This window comes from Paenibacillus sp. P13VS (assembly GCF_015143645.1).
Taxonomy (GTDB): Bacteria; Bacillota; Bacilli; order Paenibacillales; family Paenibacillaceae; genus Paenibacillus; species Paenibacillus xylanilyticus_A.
Genome location: NZ_WYEV01000006.1, coordinates 346,799 through 368,404, shown reverse-complemented (window position 1 = coordinate 368,404; position 21,606 = coordinate 346,799). Strand labels below are relative to the sequence as shown.

15 protein-coding genes are annotated in these 21,606 nt (G+C 47.4%); 9 read left to right on the top strand and 6 right to left on the bottom strand.

Going from position 1 to position 21,606, the window contains the following annotated elements; all coding sequences use genetic code 11:
- Positions 1-19: 19 nt before the first annotated feature.
- Both GUA98_RS17870 and GUA98_RS17865 read right to left on the bottom strand, forming a co-directional pair.
- Positions 20-2,671, bottom strand: coding sequence for a cation-translocating P-type ATPase (locus tag GUA98_RS17870; RefSeq protein ID WP_193723966.1), 2,652 nt, complete (start codon positions 2,669-2,671; stop codon positions 20-22).
- Positions 2,672-2,878: 207 nt separating this feature from the next.
- Positions 2,879-3,250 carry a hypothetical protein gene (locus GUA98_RS17865; protein WP_193723965.1) on the bottom strand — a complete coding sequence of 124 codons (372 nt, stop codon included), beginning with the start codon at positions 3,248-3,250 and terminating at the stop codon, positions 2,879-2,881.
- 243 nt (positions 3,251-3,493) lie between these two features.
- On the opposite strand from GUA98_RS17865, the gene hcp reads away from it, so the two are divergent.
- The 3 genes from hcp (at position 3,494) to GUA98_RS17850 (ending at position 7,382) form a co-directional block, all read left to right on the top strand.
- Positions 3,494-4,786: a hydroxylamine reductase gene (hcp, locus tag GUA98_RS17860; protein WP_153979549.1), complete on the top strand. Its 1,293-nt coding sequence runs from the start codon at positions 3,494-3,496 to the stop codon at positions 4,784-4,786.
- A 227-nt stretch (positions 4,787-5,013) separates the two neighbouring features.
- Positions 5,014-6,405 carry a PTS transporter subunit EIIC gene (locus tag GUA98_RS17855; protein WP_193723964.1) on the top strand — a complete coding sequence of 464 codons (1,392 nt, stop codon included), beginning with the start codon at positions 5,014-5,016 and terminating at the stop codon, positions 6,403-6,405.
- Between the two features lie 278 nt (positions 6,406-6,683).
- Entirely contained in the window at positions 6,684-7,382 is a 699-nt protein-coding gene (locus GUA98_RS17850; RefSeq protein ID WP_227779798.1) for a collagen-like protein, read from the top strand.
- A 457-nt stretch (positions 7,383-7,839) separates the two neighbouring features.
- On the opposite strand, the gene GUA98_RS17845 is transcribed toward GUA98_RS17850, so the two are convergent.
- A complete protein-coding gene (locus GUA98_RS17845) occupies positions 7,840-8,589 on the bottom strand; it encodes an isoprenyl transferase (RefSeq protein WP_193723962.1) in 750 nt (249 codons plus the stop codon).
- Positions 8,590-8,744: 155 nt separating this feature from the next.
- Between GUA98_RS17845 and GUA98_RS17840 the strand changes: the two genes are divergently transcribed.
- The 4 genes from GUA98_RS17840 (at position 8,745) to GUA98_RS17825 (ending at position 13,508) form a co-directional block, all read left to right on the top strand.
- Entirely contained in the window at positions 8,745-9,389 is a 645-nt protein-coding gene (locus tag GUA98_RS17840) for a hypothetical protein (RefSeq protein WP_193723961.1), read from the top strand.
- A gap of 225 nt (positions 9,390-9,614) precedes the next feature.
- Positions 9,615-10,157 (top strand): CueP family metal-binding protein, encoded by a 543-nt coding sequence (locus GUA98_RS17835; protein ID WP_193723960.1) that lies wholly within the window; start codon positions 9,615-9,617, stop codon positions 10,155-10,157.
- Positions 10,158-10,443: 286 nt separating this feature from the next.
- Entirely contained in the window at positions 10,444-11,460 is a 1,017-nt protein-coding gene (locus tag GUA98_RS17830) for an ABC transporter substrate-binding protein (RefSeq protein WP_193723959.1), read from the top strand.
- Positions 11,457-13,508 (top strand): iron ABC transporter permease, encoded by a 2,052-nt coding sequence (locus tag GUA98_RS17825; protein ID WP_193723958.1) that lies wholly within the window; start codon positions 11,457-11,459, stop codon positions 13,506-13,508. Before GUA98_RS17830 ends, GUA98_RS17825 begins: the two co-directional genes overlap by 4 nt.
- 100 nt (positions 13,509-13,608) lie before the next feature.
- On the opposite strand, the gene GUA98_RS17820 is transcribed toward GUA98_RS17825, so the two are convergent.
- Positions 13,609-15,681 carry a methyl-accepting chemotaxis protein gene (locus GUA98_RS17820; protein WP_193723957.1) on the bottom strand — a complete coding sequence of 691 codons (2,073 nt, stop codon included), beginning with the start codon at positions 15,679-15,681 and terminating at the stop codon, positions 13,609-13,611.
- Positions 15,682-15,845: 164 nt separating this feature from the next.
- Entirely contained in the window at positions 15,846-17,018 is a 1,173-nt protein-coding gene (locus GUA98_RS17815; RefSeq protein ID WP_193723956.1) for an aminotransferase class I/II-fold pyridoxal phosphate-dependent enzyme, read from the bottom strand.
- 166 nt (positions 17,019-17,184) lie between these two features.
- Between GUA98_RS17815 and GUA98_RS17810 the strand changes: the two genes are divergently transcribed.
- Complete coding sequence (locus GUA98_RS17810) at positions 17,185-18,210, top strand: hypothetical protein (RefSeq protein ID WP_193723955.1); 1,026 nt, start codon at positions 17,185-17,187, stop codon at positions 18,208-18,210.
- A gap of 79 nt (positions 18,211-18,289) precedes the next feature.
- Here GUA98_RS17810 and GUA98_RS17805 read toward each other — a convergent pair whose 3' ends face one another.
- The gene (locus GUA98_RS17805) at positions 18,290-20,575 is read right to left on the bottom strand and encodes a helix-turn-helix transcriptional regulator (RefSeq protein WP_193723954.1); all 2,286 of its coding nucleotides are present in this window, start codon (positions 20,573-20,575) and stop codon (positions 18,290-18,292) included.
- A 350-nt stretch (positions 20,576-20,925) separates the two neighbouring features.
- Between GUA98_RS17805 and GUA98_RS17800 the strand changes: the two genes are divergently transcribed.
- A complete protein-coding gene (locus GUA98_RS17800; RefSeq protein WP_193723953.1) occupies positions 20,926-21,591 on the top strand; it encodes a hypothetical protein in 666 nt (221 codons plus the stop codon).
- Positions 21,592-21,606: the final 15 nt, after the last annotated feature.

Genomic DNA, 21,606 nt, shown 5'->3' with positions numbered 1-21,606 from the left:
TGATGGTTTGAAGTATTTCTCATGCTGGACTGACCGCTCTGCCACGGTTGCGAATCCATTTGATGACATCCATCAGAATGACGGCGAGCAGGGCAAGGCCGCCTGCAATCAGGAACTCGTTCCAACCAAACGCATCCGGAATGGCGAAGATGCTGCGTACACCCGGAATCAAAGTGATTCCGTAGAGACAGAGACATACCAGAATGGAGCCAAGGACAAGCTTATTCGTCGTGAAACCCACCTGGAAGATGGTCTGTGTGTTGGAACGGGCTGCAAATGTTTGCAGACTCCGTGCCAGAATCAGGGTCGTGAAGGCCATCGCCACGCTCATTTCTTCAGAGATGCCAAGCCCGATATACTGGGACACAATAACAGCTGCACCGATCAATACACCACGAGTAATCACAGCTTGAAGCGTACCGCCGGCAAAGATGCCTTCATTGATATCACGCGGTTTGCGCCGCATTACATCCGGTTCGGCCTTTTCCGTCCCCAGTGCAATGGCAGGCAGGGAGTCATTCACCAGGTTGATGAAGAGAAGCTGCAGGGCCGTAAACGGGTTCACCCAACCAACGATAAGAGCGAACAATATGGCGATAATGGCGCCAAGGTTACCCGCAAACAGATAAGCAATGGCTTTTTTGATGTTATCAAATACCATACGACCGACACTGACTGCGTTCACGATGGATACAAAGTTATCATCGGTCAAAATCATGGCAGCTGCATCCTTGGCAACATCCGTACCGCTGCCCATGGCTACACCGATGTCGGCTTGTTTCAGGGCTGGTGCATCATTGACGCCGTCTCCGGTCATGGCTGCAATTTTGCCTTTGCGCTGCCATGCGCGCACAATGCGGATTTTGTTTTCAGGGGATACCCGTGCGTAGACCGAAATGTGTTCAAGCTGGCGATCCAGCTCTTCATCCGACATTTTGTCCAGCTCAGTGCCTGTGATGGCGAGATCATCGGGGCCTGCAAGTCCAATATCCCGTCCAATTGCCTGGGCTGTCGTTTTGTGATCACCTGTAATCATGATTGTGCGGATACCCGCCTTCATGGACTCTTCAATCGAGCCGTACACAGCTTCACGCGGTGGATCAATCATGGCTGTGAGTCCAACAAGCGTCAGATCATATTCATCTTCAGGTGTAACCTGCGTTTTGTCATCGAATTTCTTGTAAGCATAAGCCAGTACACGGAAGGCCCGTTTGGAGAAAGCTTCATTTTTCTCCTCGAATTGTGTGCGAATCTCAGCGGTAAGCGGCTGAACCTCTCCGTTCATGAACACATGGGTACACCTGCTGAATAGCACATCCGGACCACCTTTGGTTAATAAGGCTGTCTGTCCTTCGAAGGTATGTACTGTGCTCATCAGTTTCCGATCTGAGTCAAAAGGAAGCTCTGCTTCCCGCGGGAACTGGTCCCGGATTTCGTTATAGTCCTTGTTCACACGGTTACTGAAGGCAATGAGAGCCACCTCGGTGGGATCACCCAGCTCCTTGCCCTCCTGGTTAATATTCGAATCATTGCAGAGTACTGCAATATGTAACAAGCGTCGTTCCTCTTCAGACCACTGATCGGGATCGTCCGGGAATTCCTCTTTGGTGCCATGAGGGATGTAGTAATCTACAACCGTCATCTTGTTTTGGGTAAGCGTACCTGTCTTATCGGTACAGATAATGCTGGCTGAACCGAGCGCTTCCACGGCAGGCAGCCGGCGAATGATCGCATGCTGCTTGGCCATTTTATTCGTTCCCAGTGACAATACAATCGTCACGATGGAGGAGAGAGCTTCAGGAATGGCGGCAACGGCGACAGCAACGGCAAACATCAGTGCATTGATAATTGAAGGACCCAGATTGTCTGTGCCTTCGGTTAACCAGACACGTCCTGCCTCGATGGCGAAAATAAGAATGGACAGTCCCAGTATGAAAAAGCCCAGTTTTTTGCTGAAGGCTTCCAATTTGCGCTGCAGCGGGGTTTCTTTGGCTTCAGCATTTTCAATCAATTCGGCAATCTTGCCGATCTCGGTTTTTAATGCGGTGCCGGTAATCACCAGAGTGCCGCGGCCGTATACGACAAGCGAGCCGCTGAAGGCCATGTTGCGCCGATCACCGATTGGAGCTTCTTCCGGGATGGCATCTGCATGTTTCTCCGCTGCTTCGGATTCTCCGGTCAGCATGCCCTCATTCATTCTCAGACTGCCGGATTCCAAAATGCGACCGTCTGCCGGTACATAATCACCCGCATCTAATAAAACGATATCGCCGGGAACGAGTTCCCTGGCCGGGATGGTCTTTTTCTCCCCATCACGGATAACTTTGGCTTCAGGAGCAGACATTTGCCTTAGGGCATCGAGAGAGCTTTCTGCTTTTTTGGTCTGTACCACACTAATTACGGCATTCAGCAGGATAACCAAAAAGATAATCAGGGATTCAATAAGATGTCCGAGCACAACCTGTACACCTGCCGCAATGAGCAGCACGATGACCATGGGATCTTTGAAATTTTCAAGAAACAGTTTCCAGACAGGTGTTGCATTTTTGCCTTTTAACTCGTTATATCCTTCTGTCTCAAGTCTTTTTGCAGCTTCGGAGGCTGTCAGCCCCTTGGGGGAACTATCCAAGTCTTGAAGTGTCTCCTCAGCACTGTGTCTATAATGTTGCAATTGACCAGCTCCTTGATTAAATGGATTTCTTCTGTGTATTACCCTTACGGGCAAAATATAGAATCGTTTCATTTCCAACTTTTTTATGTTCACAGTATTTTTCATAAGCAGCCAAGATATGCCTCTTGTCCAATATATTTATTTACAGTGATGCACGGTTACGTGCACCACTGCATTGATATAACATGCACCTGCGAAAAGGACAGGTCAGATTAAGCGGTAACCGGGAGGTAACTCTCCGGTTCTTCTGATCTCGCGAATCTGTGCCAGAGTTAAGCGCTGATTGGATGCGATGAGGGATTCCACATCTCCTCTGCGCAAAAAGTCATCCAGTTGGCGAATGCTGCGATTCCCCCGCAGTACAACAAAATTGTCACGAAAACGTGAACGATTAAACAACACGAGTGTGGCGTTTGGATTGGTGGAAAAAAATCGCAAGCTCTCAATTCCAGTCAGAATGGCATCGACATCGGAGATGCCCAGGTTGCCACGATAGACTCTTCGGCGTCCCCTGAAGTTTTCTTCACTGAACACTGTCAAGCGAGGATACGTTTGAGAAATGGAAACGGGTTTAGCCATTTGAACTCCTCCTTTTCTATAGACCTGCTGCTATGGCAGCTTGGACTACGCAATAACATATGCGAAGGAGCTAATGAAAGATTGGATGATAGTCTTGTAGGAGGAATAATAGATTCATATACTTGCTAATTTTGACTATAAGGTGTCGAATGATAAACTGTGTCCGCCATCACACTTGGTCCCCTGAGGGTTTGTTACGCTGTTACCAGTGAATGAAATCGAATCACGTTGGAGGGAACAAACATGTTTTGTTATCAGTGTGAGCAGACACCGAGTGGTGGATGTACGGTAGTTGGGGTCTGTGGGAAAAATGAAACGATAGCCAGTCTGCAGGATACCATGATCTTTGCGTTGAAAGGCATAGCGGCTTATGCAACACATGCTCGGCAGCTGGGGTATCATGATCCGGAAGTGGATCGAATTACGCATGAAGCCCTGTATATGACGTTGACCAATTCCAATTTCAATGTGCAGGAACATCTTGATATGGCCATGCAAGTCGGAAACGCGGCGATCCGAATCATGGACGTGCTGGATCGTGCGCACACGGAGAGATTCGGCATTCCGCAGCCAATCACGGTTTCGCAGAATCAGATTGAGGGGCAATGCATTGTCGTGACCGGACATAACTTGTATGCGCTGGAGGAGCTTCTTCGCCAGACCGAAGGGAAGGGCATCAACATTTATACACATTCCGAGATGCTGCCTGCTCACGGGTACCCGGCACTTCAGAAATATGCTCATCTGAAAGGCAATATCGGCAAAGCATGGTATGATCAGCGCAGATTATTTGAACAGTTCCCGGGTGCCATCCTTGCGACCACAAACTGTGTCATGCCTATCAAAGGTACATACGCTGACCGATTCTTCTCGTATGAAGTCGCGGGTCTTGAGGGTGTAGCCAAGATTGTTAATGATGATTTCACACCTCTAATTGAGCGCGCGATTTCCCTGCCGGCTGCAGACGTTAAGTCTGAGCAGGTGCTGACGACAGGGTACCATCATGAGACGGTAATCGGACTCGCTCCGGAGATTATTCAGGCAGTCAAAGATGGGCATATCCGTCGTTTCTTCGTTATCGCTGGCTGTGATGCACCTGGAAAAGGCGGAAACTATTATCGCGAGCTAGCCACTTCGCTGCCTAACAATACCGTGATTCTAACCACATCATGCGGTAAATTCCGCTTCAATGATGTGGATTACGGTACAGTCGGGGATACAGGGATTCCCCGTTATATCGATTTGGGGCAGTGTAACAACTCCGGTTCAACCGTGAAAATTGCAATGGCTCTTGCGGACGCTTTTGGCTGTTCAGTCAATGAGCTTCCTGTCAGCATTGTCCTGTCCTGGTTTGAGCAAAAAGCAGTGGCGATCCTGCTGGGGCTGTTCAGTTTGGGTATTCAGGACATTCGAATTGGACCCAAACCCCCAGAATTTATCTCGGCTGGAGTATTGGATGTGCTTGTTGACATGTTTGGCTTGAAGCTGATCACCACAGCAGAGGAAGATATGAACGCCATGCTGTCGTTGTCATAGGGGGTCAGAAATTGAATCGATCATAAAAGAGATTATGGAAGCGCCTGCGGAAGCAGGCTTTTTGCTGTCTTCAGGTGAGTTTAGGTCCATGTACCCTGCTTATATGGTAATGAAATGAAAGGAAAATTAGTTTGAATATCCTATTGAAGTTCGATCATGGAAATGGGTATATAGATAAGGGCACATCATAAAACTCGGGTTTACCGCAGCATAAGGAGAAGGTACATATGAATGATAGGCAATTCGAACAGATCTTGAAACTTGCAGGTGGGGAGGGGAATATCAGGCAGGTCAAGCGGGATGAGCAATCGACAATACTGATGTTGGAGGATCACAGCAAAGTAGATATGTCAGCGCCTGATGCAGTCGATCTAGAAACAATAATTCGGATAACAGGTGCAGAATGCTTCTTGGTGATTAAAGATGAAACCTCTTCTTATTACCGTTTGTTAAGGGACATGGGTAAGCCAGAGAGCATACAGGATCATCCCGAACGCAAAGAGAGGCATACATACCGCAAATCGTTTTCATTATTAGAGTTTATATCCGATGTGTTTAGACCCATAATGCCTGCCATTTTGGGAGCAGCGGTCTTCAAGATTGTGCTTGCAGTCATAACGCTGATTAGTACGTACGGTTTTTCGGAACCCTCATCGTTCCTACAGAGTCAGACATTTATGATATTGAAATCGATTGGGGAGAGCGCCTTTTATCTGCTGCCGGTACTGGCAGCTATTAGTACTGCCCGGCAGTTAAAGAGTAATATTTACGTTGCGGCAGCTATCGGCGGATTGATGTTTTACCCACAAATGAGTTATTTACTGTCAGGTCAGGAAGAAGTTCATTTTATGGGTGTGCCGATGGTGTCGCAGGCAGCCTTTTTCTCAGCGACTCTCTGGATGATTTTAACGATCTCTGCGGCGTCTTATGTAGAAAGGGCAGTTGAACGAATCAGTCCCAAGATGCTGCAAGGCATTCTGGCTCCGGCATTAACCCTTGGAATTTTGGTCCCGCTGGTTCTGCTGTTGCTGGGTCCACTCGGTTCATGGATTGACAAGCGGATGCCCGCTGCTTTCGATTCCTTGCTCATGGATGCGCCTGTAGTGGCTGTAATGCTGCTGGGAGCGGCATTTGCATTCATGCTGTTTGCCGGATTGCATTATTGGCTGGTTCCCCTAATGCTTAATGAACTGATGACCAACGGATTCTCCGTGATCATTCCTGCAATGTTTGTTGCTTTTACTGCTCAGGCGGGGGCTGCACTGGCTGCAGGTCTGCGCAGCAGACAGCCTGGGTTCAGAAAGCTGGCATTCTGGGCGACAGGAACGGCTCTATTGGGCGTTCCGGAGCCTGCGCTCTATGCCGTCAACATGAGAAAAATGGCTTCTTTTGGTGCAGCACTAATTGGTGGAGCTATAGGCGGACTGTATTTTGGCATCGTGTCCGTAAAATCCTTTGCTTTAAGTGAATCAGCAAGCTTGTTGGACATCCCATTATATATTGAAGATGGCACGCTGAACTTGCTGCATACCTGCATTGGTCTGCTCTTGGCCTTCGCCGTGTCAGGTGCACTCACATACTGGCTTGCGGGTAAAGCATCACATACCAAACATGTGTAATGTATAGAAATTTAATATGCTTTGCATTATATTCTTGGCTGTTTGGTAAGAGACTTTTCAATATGTAATAGAAGCTTAACGTCTAAATATTGCTCCATGAGATAGACAACTTTCCTCATAATGGGCCCTGTAATTTTCTGAATTATGGTTAGTTGTCTACGCCCCCAGTGATGACTGCACATAGTATGTGGAGAAATATCACGGAGGTGAGTTATTTGATCAATCATCATGGGAAACGGATTTGTAGACGTAAATTCAAAAAACATGTACATTGCGGTGTGAAAGTTAAAGTTGTGAAGGTTAAACCGAAGGTTATTGTTAATGCACCACAAGGCGTACCAGGGATTCCGGGTCCAATAGGACCGATAGGTCCCAAAGGGGCCACTGGTGCTCAAGGGATACCGGGGCCAGTCGGATTGCAAGGAATCCCTGGTATACAAGGACCCGTGGGTCCGGCTGGTGCGGTCGGAGCAGTGGGCCCAGCAGGTCCTACTGGCCTCGTGGGTCCAGCAGGTCCTGTCGGCCCAGCAGGTGCAACTGGAGCAACAGGTCCTGCCGGTCCAACGGGGGCTGGAATCTCCGATTTCCTGAGTGTTTTCCGGGCTGATCCCGGCACAGGTACGGACACCGTTCCAGGAAACTCGCCAATTACGTTGACTGGTGTTTTGGCTAACGTGGGTGGTGCCTTTACCTTCGTGCCGCCATCTTCAACGATAATCATCAATGAAACAGGAAGTTATTTTATCTCTTTCTCCATTCATAATCAGGGCAATGCCGATTTCAACCTTACAGTGAATGGGACGCCCATCACACCTGTTCCTTTCACAGGTAATGGCGGAGGCCCCATATCTGCTGAAGTTATTATTACGGTCACAACAGTTCCGACAACGATCCAGCTGGTCAATGCGAATGCAACTCCTGCACAGTTGCATAACAATCTGAATACCACGGTGACTATTCTGAAACTGACTCCTTAATGTCGATCCACGATATAGTCTATGTCAGCATAAAAATTAAAGTATATGCCTTTTGTCCAGTCCATAAGTCTATTTATTGAGAAGATAATATAGGGATTCAGGAGCGGCGGGATGCTGTTGTTCAATAGACATGACCGCTGCTCTTTTCTTTTTCATAGCAGAGACCTAAGCGAGGGAATGGACTCTAAACTGGGAGGATTGTTATTGAAGGGAATTTCTTAATAAACCTCAGATCTTGTAATTGGTGTATGAGAGACAAGCTCAATGGGGCTATAGCAGCTGATACAACAGACATCCATTGGTCTGCCTACGGATAACAGTGATCAGGCTCGAACAAATCTTGTTGTAAGATAACATAGTATATGGTGCAGAGTTTGAAATGTTACGGTACATATGGCTGGAGAGCGAATGCCTCATTGATTTTATAATCGCCGGGCACGGATGAACCCTCGCGACATTAAACCTCTAATGCCCGCAACTTGCGCTGTTGATAATCAAGCATGGCTTCGTATAACAATTGCTCGTTAAAGTCGGGCCACATGACATCCGTAAACCACAGCTCAGCGTAGGCAACCTGCCATAATAAAAAGTTGCTCAGTCGTTTCTCCCCGCTTGTCCGTATCAATAGATCCGGTGCAGGATTTTGCCCGGTGTACAGAAACTTCTCGAGGTCCTGTTCAGAGATGTCCGGTATGTTTTTGTTTTCTTCAATACATAATTTAACGGCTTGAACAATATCGCTTTTCCCACCATAGTTCATGGCGAAGTATACATTCATCCCGCTATTGGCCTCGGTCAGCTCAACTACCTTGCGCATGGCCTCCTGTGTTTCAGGGGGGAATCTGGATATATCACCAATAAAATTGATTTTAATGTCATGTTGATTCAGTTCCTGAACGGTAGTATCCTGTACAAATTCGACGACCAGGCTAATGATATAATCGACTTCCTCTTTTGGTCTTTTCCAGTTTTCCGTGGAAAATGCATAAAGGGTGAGAGAGGCGATCCCGTTTCGATGGCACATGCCTATCGTTTCACGCATCGTCTGCATGCCGGCATAATGGCCTGCACTTCTCGGGAGCCCTCTTCTCGTGGCCCAGCGTCCATTTCCATCCATCATTATTGCAATATGTTTAGGGAGGTTACCGTTCCAGTCTATCTTATTCCTGATATCATGATCTGCCTTATGTACATGGAGCCATTTCATTGGATATTCCTCCTACATGGTCTGCTTGGGGAACAATGCTGTCTGAGCTAATGAGTAATAAGTCTGTTGTCCACCATGGTTTCCAGAATTTATAATTATTATATAGGAATGGATTGGAAGTTGAAACGAAAATCGTAAGAAAGGAACGTGCCCTTATGTCCACATGGACTGATCTTTTTGAGAATAGAACACATTCGCTCGTTATGTATCCAGATTCTACAGACGACTATTCATCGCCGAGTTGGATGGGGGGGAATGCACCCGGTTTTTTTGATAATAACGCCGCATTCGCATTTCTGCGTGAGCAGAATTATCTGTTTTATCTCAGTGTGACTCTTCCTGACACAAACTCTAAGGGACCTGTACCAAGCCAGGAGATGATCTCTGTATTTGTACCAGCAGAATATGAGAGATACCTGGAGAACAATAGATATCCAACCTGTGATATCCAGGTGTTTCTGCATCCTGCTTCCCCTGAAAGTGCACTGGAAACCTACAGCAATCCTGCATTGGTTAAGCACAGCCTAACCGAGTGGACATGGGTTGAAGATGGAGCTGTAACAGATGAGCCGTGCTTGGTCAGAATTGGAGGCAATCCGAGGCTCATTCAGCAGGAGGACAGTTACTTCACAGCTTTGCATCAGGACGGATACGAATTTTTCATCCAGATTGACGAAGAGGGGTATGCGGATGGGATGGTGGAAGAGTATGTCTTTGGTTTTGGGGCATTGTACTTGTTCGCCAACTTCGATGACGGGAAATGGATCGATCCCATTGCAGGTTTTTGGCAGTATTCGTAGTTTGGGAATGCGGTTTATAAATGCTTCGATCCCGGTCATATTAGGATGAGGAAGTAGACATGACATGCCGATATCCAATTATCTATGATATTGGTTACAAGAGTATAAATTCCATGACTTACAAGACAAATATGTGAATATCTGGTGACTTCGGTGTCGTATTCAGCACTGGCATGGAATTCTCTATTATAATAAACCAAAAACGAACGGGGAGATGAGCTTCAGTTGAGAAAAGGAATACTTATTGCAGCCTTATTCATTACGGTCGTTGGCTTAGGAATATATTTTATTGCTGATAATATGCTGAAAAAAGAAGCAGGCCCTCCTGAATCAACCAATGTTAAGGAATTGGTATACGATATCAGTACGGGCAAAGTCGAAACAAAATCGGCCTCCATTAATGCTACCCAGTTGGTCGTTACCGGCAAGGATGATCAAACGAAAACCTATACTTTGCCTGAAGAGGAGTTTTTCCTTTCGATTGCGCCGTACATCGAGCAGACTCATCCATGTGCCGTTCATAGCTTGACGGGTTGTCAGGGGGAGATGAAGAACAAAGAGTTCCTGGTCACAATTCATGACTCTGAAGGTAATACGTTTATGAAAGAAGAACCGATGAAAACCGGAAAGAACGGGTTCATGGATCTGTGGTTACCGAGGAACAGAACATACCTGATCCGTTTTGTACATGACGGGAAGGTTGCGGAATCCCAGCTTTCCACATATGAGCAGGACAATACCTGCATTACTACAATGGAACTGAACTAACATTCGCATTCGTTACAATAGGGGCACGTGATATACAATGGAAGGCGTGCATGGTAGATGAATAATAATGCAAATCTGGCATGTCATGATGCTGGTTGAGAAGAGTCCATGGGGAACCAGGGACTCTTTTTCTTTTTATTCTCATAATAGGCACAATAGCAGAATCTGTAGTCAGCCCGTTATCGCTTTTTTATTGACAAAATGTGATTTCTGTCGCATAATCCAATATGTGATAATGATAATTATTATCAGAGACAATACATATAAACAGGGGAGATTACAGTACATGAAAAAAAGCTTGAACGGACTACTATTATTGTTGGTTTTTGCTCTTACATTAGCAGGATGCGGTTCTGCAAGCACTAGCTCGAACGGATCAGCTGCGGATGCTGGTGAAGGTAATGCTTCTGACAACACGCAGACGGAAGCGGCTTCAGGCCCTGTTACCGTTAAACATAAACGCGGAGAACTGACGCTGGACAAGCCAGCAGAGCGCGTGGTTACACTGGAATGGACCTATACGGAAGATGTGGTTGCACTGGGTGTTCAGCCAGTAGGTAATGCCGACAATGCGAACTACAAAGTCTATGTCACTTCCGAAGCAGCCCTGGATGACAGCGTGACAGATATTGGTACACGGAGTGAGCCGAATCTGGAAGCTATTGCTGCATTGAAACCAGACCTCATCATTGCCAATGCGGATAACAATAATGCAGTCTACGATCAGCTTAATGCAATTGCACCAACGATGGAATTCGACCCTTATGAAGGCGATGGCTATAACTATGACAAAATGACAGATATCTTCAATAACATTGCCATTGCTCTTGGCAAAGAGGACAAAGCGAAGCAAGTACTGGATGAACTTGATCAACATTATGTAGAAGCCAAAGAAAAACTGGCTGCTGCAGGCAAAGAAAATTTCCACTTTGCTCTAACCCAAGCATTCACGTATCAAAATGCAGCTAGTCTGCGTATGTTCACGGACAACTCGGTCGTTATTGGTACATTGGACAAAATCGGTTTGGTAAACGACTGGCAGCCTGAAAAGCTCGAAGGCTATGGTTTCTCCACAGTAGGAATAGAATCCTTATCTGATGTACAGGACAGTAACTTCATTTATATTACACAGCCGGATGATGACGTTTTCGGCACAGCCATGAAAGATAACTCGGTTTGGAACGGACTGAATTTTGTGAAGGAAAACCGCCTATATCAACTGGATAGCACAACATGGACATTCGGTGGACCAATCTCCTCCAAAGTGCTGGTTGACGGAGTTGTTGAGGCGATTACCAAATGAGTTCAGTTCAGGGAGCTAGGCCAGCGATGAACTGGCGCACAATAAGCATATATGGGGGCGGTCTAACCGCTCTCATCGTGCTTTTTTTTGTAAGTCTTTGTTATGGAGAGGCTTCCATTCCATTGAGTACAGTCTGGGATGCTCTTACAGGCAGACAGAACTCATTGGAGCACAATATGATCTGGGATTTGCGTATGCCGCGTACGGTTATCGGCATTATCGCAGGCGGTGCGTTAGCTGTGGCCGGAGCACTGCTGCAGACGATCACCCGTAATCCGCTGGCAGCGTCAGACACACTGGGCATTAATGCAGGGGCCTACTTTATCGTTGTGCTGGGAGCGATTCTCTTTCCGGGGGTGCTCAATCAGTCACCTTTTCTGTTCGCAGCACTTGGGGGTCTGCTTGCGGCATTTGCTGCTTATTTCATGGGCGGGGGACGGCGATCAAGCCCGGTTCGACTTGCGTTGTCCGGTATGATCGTGTCAATGGTGCTTGGTTCGTTTACTAGTGCACTGCATATTTTCTTCTCCATGGAAACGCAGGGACTATTCCTATGGGGTTCAGGAACACTCGTCCAGAATGACTGGAGCGGTGTCGCTTATGCTTGGCCCTGGGTCGTGGGCATAACCATTCTGGCGCTAATCTTGTCCAGACAGTGGGATATGCTGGAGCTGGATGAATCAACGGCGTCCTCTTTGGGTCAAAGGGTTGGACTGGCTCGTGCCGGTGGATTGATTATCGCGGTTTTGCTGGCTGCTGTCATAGTCAGTGTCATCGGGCCAATTGGTTTCGTGGGTCTGGTTGCACCTCACCTGGTCCGATTGAGTGGAGTACGCTCTAACCGATTACTGCTGCCCGGTGTGTTTATATGGGGAGCGGCTCTCCTGGTTGGCGCTGACGTGCTCGCCAAGATGGTACATAACTCCAGCATGGAGCTGCCGACAGGGGCTGTCATGGCGATTATTGGAGCACCGTGGCTGATCTGGCTGGTACTTACACGCATGAAAGCAGCGAATGGCTCGGGCATGTCCTCTTCCATGAGCACAGGTGCACCTTCGCGTCGCTTTGCGTTCGGCCCGATGGCAGTATTGTTCTCGGTCGTAACTATAGCGCTTATATTGCTCAGTACGATGTTTGGCGGTCTGCGAATTCCGCTGGCGGACCTGCTGCCGAGTTTATTCCAATCGGATGGACTGTTCTCGGCGGTGATCCAGCTTCGAATTCCGCGTACGCTTGTTGCTGCAGGTGCTGGAGCTGCACTGGCGATCAGTGGTGTGCTCATCCAGATGGCCGTGCGCAATCCGCTAGCGGATGCTTCCATCGTTGGTGTGTCCTCCGGGGCAGGGCTTGGAGCCATGATGGTCATCATTTTATGGCCGGGTCTTCCAATATATCTGCTGCCCATCGCAGCCATCATCGGTGCAGCTATTGCGGCAGTGGTTGTATTCTCCCTCTCCTGGAAGAAAGGACTGAATCCGTCTGCGGTTGTGCTGCTGGGGATCGCCATGTCGGCCATTGCTGGAGCAGGAATTCAGATCCTGATTGTTCGTGGCGCCGTATACGGCAGCAGCGGATATATCTGGCTGACAGGTAGTACCTATGCCCGTACATGGGATCAGGTGAAGGTTATCGGTTTATTTTTGGTTATTCTAGTTCCGCTGGCCTGGTGGCTCGCCCGTCGATTCGAACTGTTGGTATTCGATGACAATAGTGCATCAGGGCTTGGATTGGGCGTGCGTCGAACAAGATTGCTCGCCATGACGACAGGAGTACTGCTGGCAGCAGGTGCTGTTGCTTGTGTAGGAACTGTCGGGTTCATCGGTCTGATTGCCCCGCATATGGTACGGCTGCTGACAGGACATAAGTTAAGACGGTCAATGTTTTTATCCGCACTCGCAGGTGCAGTGATGCTGGTGCTCGCTGATACGATCGGCAGAACCGTCATGGCGCCGACAGAGATTCCGTCCGGAATCCTTATTGCCCTGATTGGAACACCGTACTTCCTTTACCTGATGTACCGTTCCAACTGGCACAGACCAATGAAATAAAGCACATATTCTAATGCGAAATCGAATTTGGAACGCGAAAAAGCCCGCTCACGCAGCGGGCTTTTGTTGTTGATTTATGTTCATTGCGATCATGTGCACACTATGCTTTCTGATCAACTTGGAACTGGCTTAATTCTTCCTCAAGCTTGTTCGACAACTGACTCAATTGCTCGGATAATTCCGCAACCTGCTGGATACTGTCCAGTTGTTCCTGTGTACTTGCACTGACCTCTTCGGTAGAGGCTGAATTTTCTTCGGTGGTGGAGGAGATGATTTCGAGTGCCTGGACAATCTCATCCTTGTGTTTATGGACGCTGGAGGTGTTGTTGCTGATCTGCAGCATGCGCATTCTCAATTCCTCCAGATCTTTATTGATGCTGTAGAACACCTGCTTGGTGCCTTCGACAGACTTGGCATTTTCCTCTGCAATCAAGAGGCCGTGGGCCGTGTGTTCTACGGATGTCTTCGTTTTATCTTCGATTTGGCGAACCTTTTTGCTAATCTCCTCTGTTGCCATCGCCGTCTGCTCGGCCAGTTTGCGAACTTCCCCTGCGACCACGGCAAAACCTCGTCCCTGTTCTCCTGCACGTGCAGCTTCGATGGAAGCGTTGAGTGCAAGCAGGTTGGTTTGGGTTGCGATCTGATGGACGGTGTCCACGATACCGGAGATTTCATGACGGCTTAGATCAATATCATGGATAATGGTTGACATGGCCTGGGTTGAATGGTGGTTCTCCTCTGCCCATTTGGATAACTGATTCAATACTTCCAATCCTCGTTCGCTTTGTTCTGCGGAAGCTTGAACTTTGGTCTCCATCGTTTGGACATCACTTGAAATATCGTCGATTTGACCTGATAATGATCCGGTTTTTTGCAAAATGTTCTCGGATTCAATGGACTGATAATTGGTTGCATTGGCAATTTCGTTAATTGCTGTTGCCGTATCATTCATCGTTACGGCCGTCCGAGCGGAAATGGATTGCAGATCCTTGGAGGATTGGCCTAAAACTTGGGCTGTTGCCCCAACCATCTGAATCATGCTCTGAATTTTCTGCACCATGTTGAGCATACCTTGTGAGATTTGACCAATCTCGTTGCGGGATGCTGTATCAAACTGGACGGTCAGATCTCCCTGTTCCACAAGCTTGATTTTTTGCAGCAGTTTCGGGATGGATCTTAGCAGATATCTCAGGGTGATATAACTGATGAACACAAGCACGATGGCGGCTACAGCAAAACCTATAATGGTGATCCACGTAAAGGCTTTTAATTCTTCGAGCACTTCATGCTCCGAAATGGTCAAACCTACAGACCATCCGGTATCTGCGCTGGTGGCATACCCGATATAACGGCCTTCACCGTTGTCATCAATCAGTTGAATTCCGGATTCACCGGCCATCATTTTCTTGCCGATCTCACCCAAATCTCCTGGACTTTCGTTAATCTTTTCCTTGAGCACCTTGGCCTCGTCCGGGTGATATAAAATGTCACCGGTCTTAGAGGCCAAAATGGAATAGCCTGTGCTTCCAAGGGAGTAGCTCTCCATAATGGCGGGAATATCCTTGAATGCAATATCTGCCGCAGCCAAACCGATCAACTCGTTGTTGTCATCCTTAATCGGATAGAATATGCCCATTAGGATATTACCTGTAGCAATATCGGCATAGGGTTCGGAGAAGTATAAGCCATCGGCTTCAACAGCCGGTTTATAATACGGACGATCCTGAATCACAAATTCAGAGTCGGACGCTGCACCATCGTGTTGGAGCCAGAAACCTTTTCCATCAATGCCCGCGATCCAAGCATCTACAAAAGATGGCTCTTCCTTCACGATGGCTGCAAGTGTAGCTTGGGTTTCGGCAGCATAGGGTGATGTTGTGGCGGTAGAAGCAGATTCAGTGGTTTGAATATACTGCCTGAATAAGTTATTGGTGGACATCTGCTTAACCAGAGATCCTTTTTCCTTAAATAAAGCATCGAACTGGGCTACAATGGCCTGCGTTTTCGTTTGCAGCATCAATTCCTGCTGTTTCACAAGGATGCTTCGAGTACTGGTAAATATAAATGTTCCCAGGATGGAAAAGACGACAACAATGATGGCCAACAACATGATAGACAGTGTATTGGCGATGCTTGATGTCCGGGTCCCTCTTTTTCTAAATAACTGTGCCATGCTGCCAACTCCCCAAGATTGATATTGAGCTGAACCGCTCTTATTTTTTATTTCGGTATTTCGATTCTGTTTCGATAGAGGATGGGGAAATACAGTACATCTCCGCATGACAGCAGTAAAAAGCACCCGTTCCCTAATAAGGAATTGGTGCTTTTTGCTGAGGATTAGTTCGAGATCAACAGACGGCTGTTTTCCACAGCTTGCAGTGCCTGCTCCAGTTGTTCCCGGTCCTGGACAAGCGCAAGACGGACATATCCTTCCCCTGAAGGACCAAAAGCACTACCAGGTGTCACGATGACGCCCGCCCGGCTGACCAGATCCATGGCGAATTGCTCGGAGTTGTAATAATGAGCCGGAATCCGCGTCCAGATAAACATGGTGGCATCGGGCTTAGCGATTTCCCATCCGAGTCTGCTGAATCCTTCGCAGAGAATGTCTCGACGTTCCTCATAGATGGCCCGTACCCGGCCTACATCACTCTGATCACCTGTAATGGCGGCAATTGCTGCCTTCTGAATGGGAAGGAACATGCCGTAATCCATATTGGATTTCAGCTTTTTCAACATGGAGACGACGGCTGCATTACCTAAGCAAAATCCGATTCGAGCCCCAGCAAGCCCGTAGGTTTTGGACAGGGAATTGAATTCAACGCCGACATCCATAGCTCCAGGGAAGGCAAGAAAGCTTCCACATGATTTCCCGTCAAACACAAGTTCACTATACGCATTGTCATGGAGGACAATGATATCATATTTTTTGGCAAATGCGATCAAGTCCAGATAGAACTGTTCCGGTGCCATGGCTGTTGTTGGATTGTTGGGATAGGATACCAGCATGAATTTGGCTCTCTGCGCGATCTCTTCCGGGATCTCTTCCAGCTGAATCACATATTGATGTTCTTCCTTTTGTGGCATGTAGTACAGCTCAGCTCCCGCCAGAAGCGGCCCGTCCGCAAATACCGGATAGCAGGGATCCGGAACTAGAACAAGATCGCCTTCATCCACGATGGATAATGAGATATGTGCCAGGCCCTCTTGTGAGCCAAGCAGAGAGCAAACTTCGGTTTTGGGGTCCAGATCGACCTGATACCTGCACTTGTACCACTCACTGACAGCCTTCAGCAGCTCACTCTGGTCATTGATGGCATAGGTGTAATTCTGCACATCGGCTGCCGCTTCACACAGAGCCTGGATAATATGTTGCGCTGGCGGGGTGTTGGGTGCGCCTACACTCAGATCAATGACGCCGAGCCCCTGTTCCAGACGTTGTCGCTTAATTTCAGATAATCGTGTAAATATTCCTTCATTAAAGTGGTTCATTCGTTTGGCAAATTGCATGCTGTGGTTCCTCCAGTCTGTTCAAACGCTTATTTCTATAATAGATGGGCGAGAGGCAAATGAGAAGAGACGTGGACGAACTCTATCTATACAGGCTAAATTGCACTTCTCAAGGCGGTCTTCTTCATTTACAATTACAGGAAAAACAGAGGGAGGGGGTCTGAAAATGAGTGAACCTTGGACGGCGTCGATGAGTGGGGTTCCCTGGAACACAGCGAAAATGGACAATGCGGTTAAGCAGCTGCGGAATCGGGCTACCATTTCTTTTGTAGTCGGAGCAGACGTGATGGAAGATGTTGCGGAATTGGACAAACGAGTATTCTCCAAACGACCTGATCTGATCCTGAAGATTACGAATGTGGAGGAGAAGGGACGGTACACGGAAGAGTTTTGGAAGATCATTGCGGAATTAAAATATGTGAAGGCTTTGGAATTGGACCTGAAACAGAAACAGGATTTGAATGTACTTGGTGCGCTGCAGCGATTGGAGTTTCTGAATATACGGGCAGCCAAAACGCAAAATCTGGAGTTCATCCGACAGTACAAGCAGCTGCAGTATCTTTCTCTCAGTGGAAAATTTGATGACTTGGCTCCGATTGAAGACTGTATTCGGTTGAGCACATTGGTGTTAAACTGTGCAATCGAGACACTGGATTTTGCCTTGGACCTGCCGTTCATCGAATATCTGGCCATTGATAATGGTACCTTAAATGGTCCTCTGGATGTACTTGAAGACTCCAACATTCGTATGCTGAGACTGTCGTCTGTACGGAATCTGACTCATATTGATGAACTGAGTGCATTGCATCATCTGGAGTTCTTGCACTTGTCACTGCCCAAAGTCGAGCGGCTGTGCGACTTTTCAGGCATGAAGAACCTGCGGCAGCTGGAATTGGATTATATGAAATCACTACAGGAGATGGACAACCTGTGGACTGCGGAGCACTTGGAGGTGCTGATGCTGAAAGAAATACATAAGGGAATAAAGGCAGAAGCTTTCGAGTGTTTGACGGACTTGCCAAGTCTGCGACAGGTGGATTTTCGCTTCATTGATCAGGGCAAAGGCCGGTTTGCAGCCATGCGCAAACACATGATGGATGCGGGAAAAGAACATCTTCTTTATGAGAATATTCCTGAAGAACAACGCATTTCCTCCACGGCTCTTGTACACCTGTCCAAAATTCTCATGTGATATATTAGCAAACGCCCGCTTTCTAAGCGGGTGTTTGCTTTATATAGGCTCTTAAGATTTCCCCGCTCCTCACACTCGGCTATCCATGATTCGAGGAGATGAACGGGTCATCGCCCGCATGACGCTTGCGATACTCTCCTGGGGTCAGTCCATATCGACGCTTGAACATGCGGATGAACGAGTTTACGTTCTGATAGCCGACCTGCATGGCGATATCCTGAATTCGCAGATCCACAATGACCAGCAGTTCCTTGGCCCGCTCAACGCGAAGATTATTGAGATATTCGCTGAAGTTGATGTTCGTCTTTTCCTTGAAAATGCTGGAGAGATACCCCGGCGTGAGATTCAGCTTGTCGGCAACAAGATTCAGATTAATATCTTCCCCATAATGATGGTTCAGATAATCGAGCACAAAGCTGATAACGGGATCTTTCGTTTCCAATTGGCTGCTGATCGCCGAGAGGATCGGTTGAATCTGCGACTGAAGCCATGTCCTGTATTGCTCTATGGAATAAAATCCAGCAAACGGATCACCAGAAGGAGAGGCGTGAATTCCGCCTTCAATGCTTGTCAAATTCAGCTTCATCACCGTCTTACCGACCTGCTCCACTGCACCAAGAGCAAATGTCCGAAAATCCTCTGCGGCTGCGTCCTTGTGTCTCAGCTGCTCCAGCTGGCGATCCAGCCAGGCAAACACAGCCTGCTCCTTGCCTGATTGCAGCAGATCATGCAGTTCCTCCCCGTAAGTCACCTTGACATGAAATGAGCTGGATGAAGAGGCTCGTGGCTCGACAATAACCTGGGTTTCTCCGTTTAGTCTTCGTTCCTTGAGCAGAGTGGACAGATTCCCATACGCATCGGTAAACGGAATATCCCCCGAGTACACCGGGCTTACCGCGATGGTCAGGTACAGGCATTCTTCAGCAGCAAGCAGTTCCTTCAGCGTATCGAGCGCCTGCAGGATACCGCTCTGCGGGCCGGGATCGAATAGAAGCAGGAGTAATTGATCCTGTTCAGGCTGAAGTGCAACGCTGTTATTCGGATTGCTGGTGAACAGGCTCTGAATTAACTTCCACAATAGGAGGGTGTGCTGTTCCAATTCATTGGGCCGGTCTTTGAAGCCAACCTTGAATAAAATGGCCACGTAGGGATGTTCGGGCTGCCGAACCTCCTCAAGATCTGCCAGATGTGAGCTGAGCGGGATGTTCTTGACTTTATGCGTATAAGCGAACTGCCGTACCAGAGAGTTCTTCTGCGCAAGATCGCTTTGAATGAATCGATTGCTCTCCAGAATGGTACTCAGACGGTCACCGATCATGGCGAATTCCTTCACTCTGCTCAACTTGGCTGTCCCGCTTCCGGAATTTCGGTCAAGAGCGGCAATAAGATGCTGCAGCGGCTGATTTAACCTCAGGCTGAACAGCAGGGAGGAGAGTACACTGATCAAAATGGCAGCGCCGAGCAGTACCGTAAGCAGCAGCTGCATGCCGCGCATCTCCGCCGCAATCACTGAGGCCTGGGTGACCCTCACATAGGTGAACCCGGTCTGCTTGCCTTTTTCATAGAAGTAATACTGATCTCCAATGCGTTCATGTCTGCTTCCCTCTATAGGCAGCGAAGGATGATGAAGTTTCTCTTCTGTGGTAGTGAACAATAAACGCCCCTCACTATCCAGGATGTAGAACGGATTATGGCTGCCATCTCCATACGTATCCTGCATGCGCTGCGGATTCAGCATCACAATGCCGTACACTTCCTCATAGGGGATGGCTTTCATCATGACAGGCATCAGCTCTCCCAGAGAGCGGGACGAATGGACAGTTTTTTCTGTAAAAGCTGCTGCAGGCATCACTTTCAGGAACTGGTTGCTCATCGTTTGGCTTTTCCAGTAATCCGGCGAGTACGCTTCACTGTAATAATATTTGCCGAACATGTCGGCTCCGCTGCTAAGACCTTCCTTCTCCAGCACATAGTCCTCCTGCTTGAAATAAAGAATGAAATTGTTGATATGCAAAAAAGGATTGGTATACAGGGTAGAGAGGTCCGCCTTCACTTCAGCGGGAATATCGTAACGACGATTGTCCTTAAGGTGGCTCAAAATGCCCAGGTTGGCTGTCCAGGTATCCGATTGAATGAGGGCCAGAATCATGTTCTGGGTCAGCCGGAAGTGATTCTCATATCCTTCGACGGTCTGTGCGAGGCCCAGTTCATTTTGTCTTACCATCTCCTGATAAACTTTGTTGCTCAGGTACAGATGGGAGAACAGATTAAATGAAGCCAAAATCAGGATGACACTGAGGAAGCTCAGCATTAGCTTAACAAACAGGCCGTTCAGCGCAAATCGGTTTGTAAGCAGTTCCTTCATTATGACATTCCCCCCCTCAAATACAGCCGCAGATCAATGGTCTAATCTAATCATAGCGGCATAAAGCTGACACAAACAATATACACTTTTACTGATTTATACGCGGATATCTGGAAAATAGCAGTAGAGGGAAATGTTATATAACATGTAGATAGCGCTTACTATAAAGGGTTTGTTATAATAAAGGGATAATTCCAGGATTTAAAGAGAAGTTATCTGACATAATAAAATCCTTTAACGATGCTTTTGTGTGATCGTAATGAAGGATGCCTCGCTGAGATCGTGCACAATAGCCTCATTTCCCAGCTTCAAGATGTGGAGTAGAAGAATATTCTCACTGGAGGAAATTAATGAAACGTTCTTACCTGTTATTGGTGATTTTATTAACGCTAAGTGCATGTGAACAAGCTAATACGAGTGATAACGACAGTAATGATACCGCTGTTTCCAGAGGAATCAATGTTAAGAATGCTAAAGACGCAGAAGTTTCTCCCAACACTAAAGGAAATTCATCAAAAGTCTCCTCCCATTTTTTAGCTGAAGACGAAAGTGGTTTATCCGCTGTGGATACGGATACGGCCTATAAAATGTGTACAGAAGCGCTAACTGAATATTACAAAGCGATTTGGAACGGCTCCGACATTGAACTGGATCGTTATATCGATAACGAAAACCTTAAGCAATATACGCAAAAAAAGATTTCATCGCAATTTAATTTGTTTCGCAAAAACAAGCTCACTCATAATCGAGTGACAGGCGTAGATATTAGTGCCGGAAAAGTTGAACATGTTAGAGAAGATGAGGATTTTTTCTATTTTCAATTGGAGGCACACGTTAGGAAGGATGTGGGCAGCTTTGCTGAACCTACTGAATTTCTGGTGCAAAATGTGAATGGGAAGTTAGTTATTGTTGACTGGTATACGAATACAAAGGATAGTTATGATTCTGTTGTACGTGGAGAAAGTCAGACTATTGATAATCCGGATATCTGGAATGGCAGTGAGTGGGCCAATTAACTGGATTAATTTATA